The sequence below is a fragment of the Amphritea sp. genome (assembly GCF_050300915.1).
Classification (GTDB): Bacteria; Pseudomonadota; Gammaproteobacteria; order Pseudomonadales; family Balneatricaceae; genus Amphritea.
The window spans coordinates 1-13,984 of sequence record NZ_JBNKYN010000102.1 but is presented as its reverse complement, the minus strand read 5'-3'; the positions used below and the strand labels follow the sequence as shown (position 1 = coordinate 13,984).

Below are 13,984 nucleotides of genomic sequence, written 5' to 3'. Positions count from 1 at the left end.
ATATCGCTTTGTCTACCGGCATCGTGACTGCGGTAGTGTTCATTCTGATTGCCGCTGGGGCTGCTTTCTCATGGGTTATTTCGTATGCCCAAATTCCTCAGGAGCTTATCAGTCACCTGTCTCTGGATGAGGCAAGCCCTGCCATGCTGCTGATCACCATCGCGATCATTTTCTTTGTAGGGTGCATGTTCGTCGATCCGATCGTGGTCATGCTGATTCTTATCCCAATTCTGATGCCATTGGTTAAATCAAGTGGTCTGGATCCGGTTTTGGTTGGCATCATGATAACCCTGCAGGTTGCAATAGGCTCTGCAACGCCCCCTTTTGGTTGCGACATCTTCACTGCAATCGCAATTTATCGGCGCCCATATATAGAGGTTATTAAAGGAACCCCGCCCTTTGTTTTCATGCTGCTTGTTGCCTCGATTGTGCTGGTGATCTTTCCAGAAGTCTCTCTCTTCCTGCGTGATTTAAGTATTTCTGAGTAAGGAAACCCACAATGAATCGTACAACGGTTAAAAAAATGCGTACTTTCCTGGTTGCACTGGATGGTTCGCGCCAGTCAGAGAAGGTTCTGAATGCAGTGGTTCAACTAGCAACTGAGCCGGACTCAAGAATTATAGTCCTTAGCGTATACCGGCACTGCTCTAATGTAGATAGTGCGATTATCCCTTCGACAAACTCTCAGCAGAAAAGACAGGAGCCATACGACATCACCATGCGGCAACAGGCTCATGATACGGTTCGATCGGCAATAGATTATTTAAACGACGCGGGTATACAGCAGGTAAGCGGACTTGTTAAACGAGGCGGGGTTACCCGTACTATTCTGGCCACCGCGAAAAAAAATGAGGTTGATGCAATTGTGATTGGTAGTCGTGGAATGGGAGAGATAGAGGGTCTGTTACTTGGCAGCGTCTCTCACAAAGTAAATTCACTGGCGAAATGTACCTGTATTACTATTCGATAAGTGGGGAGAGATCATAGAAATGACTGTTACTAACATTCAGGAAATCGAATTCGCGCATGCAAAAAGTGAGTATTACCCAGATTGCAAAATAGGTCTTATCGCACTCAGAACAGATCATTTGGTTGAGGATGCGATGCGATCATTACTCTGCGATTCTGGTGTTTCAATTATCACTAACCGAATCACCTTCAATGACCCTATAAACAAGGAAAACCTTCAAGCGATGGAGCTGGACCTGGAACGTGCCGTTACCGATATGCTGCCAGGTAAACAAATCGATGTTGTTGCTTTTGGCTGCTCGTCCGGTACTGTCGCCATTGGCGAAAAGACGCTAACGGAAAAGATCCGGAAGATCAAACCGACAGCCAGAGTAACCAATCCTGTCACTGCTGCAACCTCAGCGTTTTCCGCGCTGGGAGTAAAAAAGTTAACCATAATTACTCCTTACATTTCAGAAGTAAATAAAGCGGTTGCTCAGTTCTTTACTGATAAAGGTCTGGATATCCTGAATATTACAGGCTTCAACGTCATGGCCGATGCTGACATCACTCGGATAGATCCGGCAGCGATAAAGAAAGCGGCACTCGAGTATGTTCATCCAGATACTGAAGCACTGTTCCTTTCCTGTACGGCACTACGCTCGATCGAGGTGATTGAAGAGCTTGAAGAAAAACTGGGCATTCCTGTTATCACAAGTAACCAGGCCATGGCGTGGCATGCGCTGCAACTGCTGGGCAAACACCACGCCATCAGAGCAGGTGGACGTCTTTTTTCTTTAGACGTGAATGTCAGTTAAGGTAATGCCCCCATCATCATTGCCAACAGACGAAAAAAAGCCCGGCGAATCTGGCCGGGCTATTTCATTATCGGTTATTTCATTACTTGCCTAAAAGGCCTTGTCACCAATTCAGCCGATTATCGTCAGACTCTCGTCCATCGCGTTGATAAAGAAATCAACTTCCTCTTTACCCCAGACCAGTGAAGGGCGAATTTTGAGGGTGCCCGGGAGTGATTTGCCGATCATGACCCGACGTTTGATCATCTCGTTAATCAACTGCTCAGTCTCTTCTGCCGCCGGAATGCGCTGCTCACGGCAGGTCACCAGCTCCAGACCGACCAACATACCGCGACCACGGACATCGCCGATAAGTGGGTGCTTGTCAGCCAACTGGCGGAGCCCTGCACGTAGCTGATCCCCAATGTCGTTGGATTTCTGCACCAGCTTTTCACGTTCGATAACATCCAGCACGGCCATCCCTGCTGCACAGGCAACGGTATTGCCACCGAAGGTACTGAACAGCAATGGGTGAGTACCACCAATAAACTGTTTCATCATCTCACTGGAGAGAATCACCACGCCCAACGGGTGGCCATTAGCAACCGGTTTTCCCATGGTAATGAAGTCCACCTTTTCCGGGTTGAGCCCGGCGCCGATGAATCCCCAGAATGTGCCCAGCCGTCCGAGACCTGCCTGCACCTCATCGGCGACCACATAGCCACCGGCAGCGTGGGTTTTATCAGCAATCCGGTTAAAGTAGCTATCGGGCGGTGTAATCACGCCGTGGGCGCACATTGCAGTATCGACCATCAGCACGGCGGGCTTGAAGCCACGCTGGTCCAGCGCCTCTATGGCCCGGTCCGCATCAGCTGAGTAAAGGGCTGCAGCCTCAGGGTGGTCAGCGTATGGGCCGTTATACATATCCGGCTCGATCAGGCGCTCGATCTGTTGCGGATGCAGAGCGTCGGGCAGGTGCTGCCAGGATTCCGGCGAATATTTTGTCGTCAGTTCAGTACAGCCGTGATAGGCGTTATCGAGCACTAATCCACCCTTGTGACCGCTGAGTGACTGTGCGATCTGTACGGCAAGGTCGTTGGCTTCACTGCCGGAATTCACAAAAATACAGGTGTTCAGATGGTCGGGCAGATCTTTGGTCAGTCGTGCCGCATAGTCGGCGACAATATCACACATATAGCGTGTATTGGTGTTCAACGCCTCCGCCTGACGGGCGATCGCTTTGGTGATATGGGGATGACAATGGCCCATCTGTGGGACGTTATTGTAAGCATCCAAGTAAGCGGTGCCATCCGCGCTGTACATCCAGCCGCCCTGAGCCCGGGTGATGTTCAGCGGCTGATCATAAAAGTGCCAGATTTTGCCCAGATGCTGCTCGCGGTGTTGAATCAACGCTTCCTGATTGTTCGAAAACGGCTGCCCATTATTGTCGATCGGGCTGTAAACCGGGAAACGCAGTGCTTCACGTAACCGGCGAGTAACGGTTTCCTGGCCCATGTCGACCAGTTTTAACAGCATCTTGGTATAGAAACGATCTTCCAGATGTGTACCTGCCTCCGGATCGTTGAGTTTCCGGTAGTTGACGATGATTGATGCCATCGCCAGTCGCAGACACATCACATCAAACAGCAGATCAACCTCCTGCCCGATGAGTGGATAGGCGCTGTCGTACCCCTGGGCAACCTGCAGTAAGGGGCGGACAGGGTCTTGCTCATCGTCCGCATAGGTCTCCGCGATGGTGACGATCTCTGCCAGAATGCTGTTAAAGGCGACGTCCCCAAAATCCAGAATCGCAGCGATCTGGGTTGGGTCGTCATGACTCACCATAACATTGGCGTCGTTGGCGTCCTGATGGACCAGTTGGCAGCGGGTTCTCTTCAGCGCCGGCAGCGTATGCTGTTCAGCTTTATCAAGGATTGCAGTCAGCAGATCGAGCAACTCCCCCTCTGGCAGACCAGGAAGCATGTCACGTAATTGCAGACAATGCCCAAGATCCCACAAGTGCTGGTTACTGCCCGCATAGGGGTGGTAAAAGCTTTGCAGCGCCGCGTTCATCCGGCCCATTGTCGCACCGATGTTGTAGTAATACTCATCGCAATAGGCTTCCGGTGTATCTTCCACAACACGCCCATCCATAAACGCCATCAGGCGGATCATATGGCGCTCGCCGCTCAGATCAGAGGTGATCCACTCATATGCTTTGTTCTGGCGGGTAGGTATAACCGGAGGAACGACCAGTGCAGGGTCTTGCTCAAGGATATGCTCGACCGCCTTAATCTGCAGGTCAACGATGCCTTCAGGCTCCTGAGCATTGGCAATTTTGATAACCCCCTGCGGCCCCTCTTCATTACGAACCAACCAGGCCAGATCCCGTTCGCTGTTCAGCGCCGTGAAGTGCCCTTCCAGACCATACAGATCCCGTACCAGAGATTGAATCTGGGACAGTTCAAACTGAGGCGGATTGCGGTTAGCCAGAGATGAATGTTTCGTCATGTTATTTTCCTTTCAAGAAGAGGTAGTAGCTGTTTGCCTGGGCCGTCTCAGGCCATTGAGACTATTCTGAGATGAGAAAGAAAGGAAGAACATAACCTTTGTGACGTAATTTGCAGAGGGCGAATGTGGAAAAATACCCTGCAAAGGGTATACCTCTTTGGCTCAGAGAGAGACAGACTTTCAGTAGTGTATGGAAGGTTGTGTTTCGCGGTGAGCAGAGAGCCCGGCCGCTAGCCTGACAACCCCCTTTGTTTGGTTTCCACAAAAACAATACGAGATCCGTTATGAATGCGACGATTGAAGCGATGCTGGAAAAATACAATGTAACGCCACAGACCCGTGCCTTTATTGCAGCAGGCCACCAGAAGATGTTTATTGACGGTCAGTTCGTCGATAGCGAGGATGACACTACGCTGAATGTTGAGGACCCTTCCAGTGGTGCACACTTGCTGACAGTACCCAGAGCGACCCTGGGCGATCTGGACCGGGCCGTCGCCGCCGCTAATCGTGCATTCCGTAGCGGCCCATGGGCGGAGATGAAACCGAATGAACGTCAGGCGCTGTTGTTCCGCATGGCTGATGCGATGGAGGCTCATGCGCAAACGCTGGCAGAGCTGGAAGCGATTGACGCAGGCAAAGCGATCAGTGGTTGTAAAGAAGTGGATATCGCCGGGTCGATAGACTTTCTGCGTTACATGGCCGGATGGGCGACTAAGATCGAAGGCCATACCCGTAATGTTTCCTGTCCGGGTGAAGCGTTTGGTTTTACCCTGAAAGAACCGATTGGCGTTGTCGGTGCCATTGTTCCATGGAACTGGCCGCTGAATATGGCGATCTGGAAAATGTGTGCCCCGCTGACGGTAGGTTGCACTATCGTACTAAAACCCGCAGAGATCACACCGATGAGCATTATCTATCTGATGAAAATCTGGCAGGAAGCCGGATTACCGGATGGTGTGATTAATATCGTTATCGGCACGGGTGTCGGCATTGGCAGCCCACTGGCCAGTCATCCGGGGATCAATAAAGTCTCCTTCACCGGCTCAACGCCAGTGGGTAAACTGGTAGGTAAAGCGGCTTTGGAAAATATGAACCCAGCAACACTGGAGCTGGGAGGTAAATCTGCAATGATCGCCTTTGATGATGCCAAACTGGAGGATATCGTCACCGGGACACTGCAATCGGTCTTCTTCAACTCGGGTCAGACCTGTTCCGCAGGATCACGGCTTTACGTTCAGCGCGGTCTGTATGACCAGGCCGTTGCGGCGGTGGCAAAAGCGGCCAACGGGATGGTGATTGGCGACCCACTTGATACCAGCATTACCCAGGGGCCGCAGATTAGCCGTGGCCAATTGGTTAAGATACTTAACTATATCGAATCGGGTAAAGCCGAAGGCGCCCGACTCGTGTGTGGCGGTGAGCAGGCAGACCGCCCGGGCTACTACATGCAAGCGACCGTCTTTGCCGATTGTAATAACTCGATGAAAATCGTCCGCGAAGAGATTTTTGGCCCGGTGCTGGCAGTCATTCCTTTTGATACAGAAGAGGAAGCCGTACGCTTAGCCAACGATTCTGATTATGGTCTGACGGCTTCGGTCTTTACTCAGGATGTCAGCCGGGCACATCGGATTGTCAGGAAAATGGAGGCCGGTACGGTCTTTGTTAACACCCATGATGCGATGGATTCTTCTCTGCCATTTGGTGGTTACAAGCAGTCGGGTATCGGCCGTGATCTGGGACCAGAACAACTGGAACACTTCCTACAGGTAAAAACGGTGATCATGCAGTTATAATTCGTTATTCGTTGCTGGGGAAGCTTGTATGTCCTGCAACGAATAGTTGCAGGCACATACAAATGAGGTACTGATGAGCAGAACAATACACCCGACAGCCCTGGCGATGATCGCCCGTTTGTCCAAACGCTTGACCCAGCTCGTGCCACAGATCGGTAGTGATGATTTCCCTCACTTGCTGATCGAGGTGATCAAGCAATTTGTGCCTGCCGATGAGATAACACTGATTCTATTCGAGGATAAGCCGGAATTTCTGGTATCGGAAAAGACCGAGAAGATAGGTAATCAGTCAATTGATATGTATCTTGCGGGTGCCTACTTACTGGACCCATTTTACCGCGCGAGTGTCGAACTGAAACAAAGCCAGTTCTTCACCTATGGTGAACTGGTCCCCGACGGGTTTCGTCAAAGCGAGTTTTACAAACAGTATCTGGTTAAAATCGGCCTCGAAGATGAGTGTGGATACCTGATTATCTTCCCAGGGGGGCAGTTTCTGCACCTGAGTATTGGGCACGGCGTCAGCAGTACAGCCCGCTTAAGCCGCTCAGAACGGCAACTGCTTGAAACACTCACGCCCCTTATCGATATGCTGTGCCAGCAACACTGGGGTGACCAGCTGTCGAAACCGCTCAATCGTCAGTTAGATCAGGCGCTGGCTAATTTCGGCTCTTCAAAACTCACGGAGCGGGAGTGTGCCGTTATCCGTTTGGTATTACAGGGATACTCCCCTGCCTCCATTGCCGACAAGTTGTTTATCTCACCGGGAACGGTGCGGGTTCACTTGCGCAACAGCTACCGAAAGCTTGATATTGGCTCTCAGGTTGACCTGCATAATCTGTTCATGGGGGCGTTGATGCGGTTTGAACAATATGAGGGCGGCGATCCATTAGAGGGCTTTTTCTGATAGCCGCCGCCTATCTGTACCACGCCACCAAACAGAGCCACACAGCCGCCGACGGGCGCCCCCGCCTCTCTCAGTTGCCGGTCATACCACAGCAACCGCTTATCCAGGTCTGTCAGTCATCCAGACCCAGCGCATCAGTTTTATCTTGGTTAAGGTTAACGCAGACAAGCGCTCAGGCAGAGCGTACAGAAGCCAGGTAAACACTACACAATATCGCCACAGCCCCGGTGAATTGCAGCAGAGTCATCGCTTCATCAAGCCACAGATATGCGAACAATGCCCCAAATACCGGCTCACTTCCCATCAGCAATGACACTTTCGTTGGCGAAATTTTACGCACAGCATAGTTTTGTACAAAGAAAGCAAACAGTGTACAGCATGCCACCAGATAAAGAGTCATCCACCAGAAAGAGAGGTCTGCAGGTATATCTGACAGGTTAAATTCTGTCTGCATAATCAGCAGTACAAATGCCCCCAGGCCGACAATCATTGACTGAATCGCCGTCAGACTCAGGGTCGTAATCTGCTTACCGAGCGTCAGCTGTTTCGTCATGGTCACCATCAGGGCTCGCAGCAACGCCGCTGCCAGAATCAGCCAGTCCCCGTGATTCAGGGTCAGGGTAAGCTGACCACTATAGGTGAGTAGATAAACCCCCGTCACACTGAAAACAGAGAGCAGCAGATAGTAGCTGTCCAGCGGCTTTCGATTAACCACGACCTCCATAAACGCGGTGAGAATAACCGACAAACTAATTAAGAAAGCAGCATTGGTCGCCGTCGTTTCAGAGATACCGACGATCTCACAACAAAAGATGGCAAACAGAATACCCCCTGACGGAATGGCAACGTGCCAGTCAGCGTTGCGGTTAGCACGAAAATCCCTCACCAGAGGCACAATTAACAGAGCAAAGGTCAGCAGAAAGCGGATTGCCATAAACATAAAGACACTGGAAAACAGCAGTGCACTTTTAGTGACCCCATAGCTGGAGCCCCAGAAAATGGCTACCAATAACAACAGCATCTCGGTGAGCGGCAAGCGCAGCTTTCCTCTGCACCAGGCAGCTGATCGGCAAGCTAAAGTCATCATTCGCCAGCCCTTTCAGTGAAAGCGATAACCACGACATCCCGGACACCGCCTGTCTCTGTGTTCATTCCACCGATTACCCCCAGGTGTACAAAATCGCTGAGGCTGGCTATAGCGCGAAAAGCTGAGGCGTTCTGCATGATGTTTTCCTTAAAAATATGGCCCGATAAAATGCAAATAACGGCGCATTACGTTGACACCAGGCATGATAGCTACTTATATTTCTGGAACAATAGAGCTGAAAAGCAAAGGATAATTGCGCTGTGAACAACAATGAACTGATTCCTCTACTCACAGAAATGGCTGTTTTTGTTGCCGTAGCAGAGGAGCAAAACTTTACTAAAGCAGCGAAAAAACTGGCCATGGCGACCTCTTCCGTCAGCCGCTCAGTTAACAGACTGGAACAAAGTCTGAACATAAAACTGCTCGAACGAACCACCCGACAAGTTCGCCTGAGCGTCGCAGGAGAAGAGGTTTATCAACAATGTAAACACATGCTGGAATCGGCCAAAGCGGCCATTCAGGCCGCACAAAGCACACAGGATGTCACCACCGGCACCCTGTCGGTCGCGGCCCCCAAAGCCTTCGCAAAGCAGATTTTGTCCCCGCTGGTATTCGATTTTTGCCAGCGGTATCCCGGAATCAGGGTAAATCTGAACGCAACAGACCGGTTTATTCATCCGGTCAGTGAAGATGTCGATGTGATTTTCCGACTGACTCACCAGCCATTAGAAGGACTCATAGCGAAAACCTTAACCCATTCAGCATTAGTCATGTGCGCCAGCCCTGCCTATCTGGAAGGTGCGGGAATCCCCACCCACCCGCATGAGTTAATTCATCATCAGTGCATTACATTAGGCGAAGAAGCCGCTGACGATCACTGGACGCTCAGCAAAGCTCAGCAGAAAATCACCATCAAAATCCATCAGAGGTTTGCTTCCAATCACAGCGAAATTCGAAAAGACGCAGCGCTTCGTAATATGGGCATCACCATTTTTCCAGACTTTGCCGCGCAACAGGAGATACAATCAGGCGCATTAATTCAGGTTTTACCCGACTGGCATATCTCAGGAAACTATCAGGGCCAGGTGATTCTGCAGTATGCTCAATCCCGCTTCATCCCAAATCAGATTCGGGCTTTTGTCGATTATATGGTCACTGCGTTTGGCGACCTTTACCCTGAGAGAGGAAACAAATAGCGATTCTGAACAGTCAGGTTTTCTGCCAGGTCAGGATAGAGCAACAAGTTAAAACAGAACTTTTAAGCAGAAGCTTAAAAACAGAAAAGGCCGCTCTGATGAGCAGCCTTTTTATGCCTTTCAAACATTGCTTTGCTGGATAAACAGCAGCGATAACAACCCTTTCAGGGTCTGCAACACCTCTGGGCTAACCATGGCTAATCGTCTTAGTTACGCATCAGCGCTTCAATAGATGTCGGCTGTCCATTAAGAGTAATAGCGCCGTCCTGAAGCACCAGTTTTGCGGTTAATCCAGAGTCATCCGCTACAAATTTATTGCTCATCGCTGCCATCATCGCGACTTCTGGCGAAAGCTCAGACACGCTATTGGGGATAGCCACCAGGATATCCATATCAACCATCTGCAACAGTTTCAACCCGGCTAATGCGCCACCGGTCTCCAGTTCAGAGATAAATTCTTCGGTGAGATCTTTGGTTAACACGGTGTTAACGTGTGATTTCAGTGCGCCCTCATTGACGTTAGAATCCACCCAGAGTTTGATCGCCAGGTCTTTTTTCAACAGAGCTAACACCTGCGCTTTGAGATACTCTTCATCCATGGCCGGATCAACCGAGCCTGATGCTGACACCTGCTCTGCCAGCTTCGAAGAGTAATCAGAGAGTTCTGCCAACGGGGCAAACGGCGTGTCTGCAAAGCTAAGGCCGATGCTCACATCTTTTACCAATACATCAGTGTTGCTCCGTCGGTTCAATGCCGCTGGCAGGGTAAGTTCACCCATATTAAGGCTGCCAGAGCCACTGTACATGCCATTCTCAACCTGACCACTGGACACCACAGAAACATCGTTAACAACAACGGGAGCACCCAGCATTGGCGCTATCACCGTTATATCATTGACCTTAACCACGCTATCACCGAGGAAATACTTCCTCTCCAGCATACCGCCATCCATCGCCAGGGTAGACTCGCTGATACGCACCTCACCACCCGCAGCATCCACCACGGTCACAGGTGAAAACGTGCCTTCAACCTTAAGCTCGGAGATGGATGCATTCGCCGATGAACTTATACGGCCACCGTCCGAGGTGATCCGGACATTCGTCGGTGTGATTATCTCAAATGGATTAATGGTCATCTGCGAAGTTTCATCACCGGTCAGGCCGATGCTACCTGTAACCGTCAGCGGTTCTTTCCCTTTAAAAACAGCCCGGATCTGCTCATCCTGAAGCCCCATATTTTTCAGGGTGCATGAATAGTCGAAACTGAGCATTTGGTGCACACCGTCACAGCCGATCACTACCTCACCGATTGGCAGGTCCTGTTCCAGCTCGGGATTGGTCACCCACTTATATTCCGCATAGGTTGCCTTATACCCCCGCTCATATTTCACAATCTCCAGCTTTCCGTAGGGAGATCGTGAATTCAGATCAACCAGAGACTGTCTGGTTTGTGACTCTGCCAGATAGCCAGATGCATACGGCAATCCACCGGCTACCGCAGCAACGGCAACCAGACCAATAATAATAGGTTTCTTCATTTTTCATCCCGGTTATAAATAAGCTTTCGTAAACATCCATATAAACAAGCAGTGTAAGACCGACAGTGTTGTATGAAATGGGTAAACATTATCTCGTCTGGAGCAGCTTAACGACTATCCAGCTTGTACTCTGAAACACAGTGCCGGTGCGCAGAAGCACACAAACAGAGCATCTGAGTAAAAAACTGGCTAACTGACTGAGTTAAAAACACTTTGAAAAAGTCCTTTTCATGTGGCTCCCTGTATAGCGCCGGTGCCCAGCGCGGGAGTATTTTACGGGTAAAACACTGCAAATAGAAACCGGATTGACAATAAACTATTTCTGAATGCGAATGGGGTGATGTTTATGTCCAGGGAGAGGTTTTTAACGTTGCGCCCTCAATGCTCAATATCCAACATAAGAGCGTTTTACCACAGAGAACACAGAGAACACAGAGAACACAGAGAGTACAGAGAAGGTAATGGGCGAGTGAAGCATCAAGACAGGCAGCTAAAGGGTTTTGACCCTTCAACGACGTAGCCATAAGGAGGAAAAAGCACTTATAGTTTTTACACTGGCCCCAAATGCTTTATAGTTCTACTAAATACGATCCACAGACTTAGTTCTTGACATCATATATACTAATAAGGAAATATGTGTGCGTAAACAAAGGGATGAGAGGTACAGTTTAACTTTCTACTGTCTATCTGCGGTAGTAACCTCCATGCTTCTTTTGTCCGGCTACTGTGTAAATGGTGGACGGCTGCTCCAAGGTATAAGAGAAAACACCTCTCATCTCGTTGTTTGCACCTAAGTTACTATGACAACAATAGCATTTTCTGACATCCTCACTCCCCCTGCCGAAAGAATATCTAAAAAATTTGGTTTAACCTACTCTCAATTGTCTTCATTAATATATCCAGACACCTCTAAAAGCTATAGAAACTTTACAATTAAGAAAAAAAACGGCTCTGATCGAGTAATTTCAGCCCCCAAAAAAGAGTTAAAACGAGTACAAAAAGTATTAGCAGATGAACTCACCTTAATATATAAACCAAAACTTGCCTGCCACGGCTTTATGAAAAACCGGAGTATAGTTACAAATGCCCAACGGCATATCAAGAAAAGGTTTGTCTTCAATATTGATTTGAATGATTTTTTTGGAACGATACATTTTGGCAGAGTAAAGAATATTTTTTTAAAGAAACCATTCAACTACTCCCATATAGAAGCTACGATTCTTGCACAAATTTGCTGTCATGAAGGAAAGCTTCCACAAGGTGCGCCGACCTCTCCAATAATATCAAATATGATATGTTGGAAAATGGATGCTCAACTACAAAGCCTTGCGTCTAAAAATAACTGCCATTATACAAGGTATGCAGATGACATTACTTTTTCGTTCAGTTGCAATAAAAGCCATCTTCCCAAGTCTATCATATCTTTCGATTCAACTGGTGTTTCAGTTGTTGGCGATGCTCTAAGTAGGATTATTAGTGAGAATGGCTTTATTATTAATTACGAAAAGGTTCGTTTAAAACCAAGAAGTCAGCGACAAGAGGTTACAGGAATAACTGTTAATGAGTTTCCTAATGTAAAAAGATCATATATTCGCCAAACACAATCAATGATATATTCTTTAGAAAAATTCGGCGCAGTAGCATCCGAGCATCACTATATCGAAATATATCTTAAAAAAGAACTTCTTGAAAGACAGTTAATTTCAACCGCTAAAAATGATGGAGAGTTTTTCATTGATGTAGTAAAAGGCAGGGTAAACTACATACAAATGGTTCGTGGCGCAAGCGATGATGTTTATCGGAAATTAGCTTACAGATTAACAAAGGCCTTAGGGGTACCAAATGAAGATTTTAATAAAAGTGCGGAAGAAATCATTTCAAAGTCAGTTTTTATTATTGAAGAGCATATCGCTCAGAGACAGGGCTCAGCTTTTTTACTAAGTGGTGTCGGATTGGTTACGAATGAGCATGTAATTGCTGCCTCAGCAACACATGATGATGCTATTTTTTGCAAGTTTTTTTTAGAATCCGAAGTAACGAATAAATTAACTGCAAGTTTTGTCTACTCAAGTAAAAAAAGAGACCTTGCTGTTTTCCATCCTGGAAATGATTTTTCTAAAGTCCCTTCTTTAAAGATGGGGGATGATTCTAAATTACGAATAGGAGATAGTATCCTTGTCGTGGGATATCCTTCGTACAATGATGGCGAAACCGCATATATAAATAAAGGGAAAATTGTTCAACTTGCAACAAGGTTTGAACAGAAGTTTTGGCTAATTGACATCCCTGTTATTCACGGAAATAGTGGAGGGCCTGTATTAAATGAAAAGCTAGAAGTAATTGGTGTGGCGTCTTTAGGAACAGACCAAAACAATCAGTCTTCAAAATTCCACGGTTTCATTCCAATTTCTACACTTAAACAAGAAATATCTTCATTCTCGTACAAGCTAAAGATGAATTATTCTCGGATACTTAGAACAATTGAGGATGAATCCATACCTATAGCAGGAACAAACGTATTCGTTATAAATAACAATCGCTTTTGCACTACGTGCTTTACGAATAAAAAGTTAGCAATTGAGTTGCCTCCATCTATTAATGGAATGTTTTTTAACTGTAAAATATGCGCAAGAATATACGCTAGGGACTAAAGGGGTCAAAGCCTGTGGTATCCCACGATTTTCAATAAATAACAAATAGTTAGTTTAAGAAGGGAACGTTCATAGCCCTTGGTGATCAATTATTTCGCCAAAAACAAATTACCGCCAGAGCTATGAACGCGACCACTATATTGAACAAAATCATCCCTTTTGTCCGCCCTAATATACATAAAACTCGACGAGATACCACAGGGTCAAAGCCCTTTAACTATATCAGCCCCCCACCGACTGGCGAGGTTCTACTCTTCTGGGCAACTATCCCGACTTAGAAATATCATCATATATTTGTATCAGTAAATAACACGATACTGTAATTATTTACAGTCTGTATAAAACGTTAGTTTTAAGCTTAGTTTTTCAGGCATGAGACACTTCTTTCATCGCTAAATCTGCAATGAAAGCCGAGCGATTTTTACCATGACCTCGTTGCACTTCTTCGTCAATTTTACGTATAAGAATAGAGGGTAATGTAATTGTTACTTTTTCTGTTTTGCCAAGAAATGGAGTTATATCAACTTCAACAAGCGCCCATACCCCATCAGAATAAGCT

12 protein-coding genes are annotated in these 13,984 nt (G+C 47.6%); 7 read left to right on the top strand and 5 right to left on the bottom strand.

Features of this window, described 5'->3' with window-relative positions:
• From ACQY8X_RS19110 to ACQY8X_RS19100, 3 genes are all read left to right on the top strand, one after another.
• Positions 1-488: TRAP transporter large permease subunit (locus ACQY8X_RS19110; RefSeq protein WP_428036726.1), on the top strand; the 488-nt coding region annotated here is incomplete at its 5' end.
• An 11-nt stretch (positions 489-499) separates the two neighbouring features.
• On the top strand, positions 500-970 hold the full coding sequence (locus tag ACQY8X_RS19105; protein WP_428036725.1) for a universal stress protein: 471 nt from the start codon (positions 500-502) through the stop codon (positions 968-970).
• A 19-nt stretch (positions 971-989) separates the two neighbouring features.
• Positions 990-1,766: a maleate cis-trans isomerase family protein gene (locus tag ACQY8X_RS19100; protein ID WP_428036724.1), complete on the top strand. Its 777-nt coding sequence runs from the start codon at positions 990-992 to the stop codon at positions 1,764-1,766.
• Positions 1,767-1,877: 111 nt separating this feature from the next.
• Here the strand turns inward: ACQY8X_RS19100 and ACQY8X_RS19095 are convergent, their stop codons facing one another.
• Positions 1,878-4,256: an aminotransferase class III-fold pyridoxal phosphate-dependent enzyme gene (locus ACQY8X_RS19095; protein ID WP_428036723.1), complete on the bottom strand. Its 2,379-nt coding sequence runs from the start codon at positions 4,254-4,256 to the stop codon at positions 1,878-1,880.
• Positions 4,257-4,540: 284 nt separating this feature from the next.
• Between ACQY8X_RS19095 and ACQY8X_RS19090 the strand changes: the two genes are divergently transcribed.
• Both ACQY8X_RS19090 and ACQY8X_RS19085 read left to right on the top strand, forming a co-directional pair.
• Positions 4,541-6,049, top strand: coding sequence for an aldehyde dehydrogenase family protein (locus ACQY8X_RS19090; RefSeq protein WP_428036722.1), 1,509 nt, complete (start codon positions 4,541-4,543; stop codon positions 6,047-6,049).
• Between the two features lie 73 nt (positions 6,050-6,122).
• A complete protein-coding gene (locus tag ACQY8X_RS19085; protein ID WP_428036721.1) occupies positions 6,123-6,953 on the top strand; it encodes a helix-turn-helix transcriptional regulator in 831 nt (276 codons plus the stop codon).
• 172 nt (positions 6,954-7,125) lie between these two features.
• Here the strand turns inward: ACQY8X_RS19085 and ACQY8X_RS19080 are convergent, their stop codons facing one another.
• Positions 7,126-8,040, bottom strand: coding sequence for a DMT family transporter (locus ACQY8X_RS19080; protein ID WP_428036720.1), 915 nt, complete (start codon positions 8,038-8,040; stop codon positions 7,126-7,128).
• On the bottom strand, positions 8,037-8,177 hold the full coding sequence (locus ACQY8X_RS19075; RefSeq protein ID WP_428036719.1) for a hypothetical protein: 141 nt from the start codon (positions 8,175-8,177) through the stop codon (positions 8,037-8,039). Before ACQY8X_RS19075 ends, ACQY8X_RS19080 begins: the two co-directional genes overlap by 4 nt.
• 123 nt (positions 8,178-8,300) lie before the next feature.
• On the opposite strand from ACQY8X_RS19075, the gene ACQY8X_RS19070 reads away from it, so the two are divergent.
• A complete protein-coding gene (locus tag ACQY8X_RS19070) occupies positions 8,301-9,236 on the top strand; it encodes a LysR family transcriptional regulator (RefSeq protein ID WP_428036718.1) in 936 nt (311 codons plus the stop codon).
• Positions 9,237-9,442: 206 nt separating this feature from the next.
• Here the strand turns inward: ACQY8X_RS19070 and ACQY8X_RS19065 are convergent, their stop codons facing one another.
• Positions 9,443-10,774 carry a DUF945 family protein gene (locus ACQY8X_RS19065; RefSeq protein WP_428036717.1) on the bottom strand — a complete coding sequence of 444 codons (1,332 nt, stop codon included), beginning with the start codon at positions 10,772-10,774 and terminating at the stop codon, positions 9,443-9,445.
• Positions 10,775-11,574: 800 nt separating this feature from the next.
• Between ACQY8X_RS19065 and ACQY8X_RS19060 the strand changes: the two genes are divergently transcribed.
• Positions 11,575-13,425, top strand: a complete 1,851-nt coding sequence (locus ACQY8X_RS19060) for a reverse transcriptase domain-containing protein (RefSeq protein WP_428036716.1) — start codon at positions 11,575-11,577, stop codon at positions 13,423-13,425.
• 366 nt (positions 13,426-13,791) lie between these two features.
• Here ACQY8X_RS19060 and ACQY8X_RS19055 read toward each other — a convergent pair.
• On the bottom strand, positions 13,792-13,984 hold a 193-nt coding region (locus ACQY8X_RS19055; RefSeq protein ID WP_428036715.1), incomplete at its 5' end, for a type II toxin-antitoxin system HicB family antitoxin.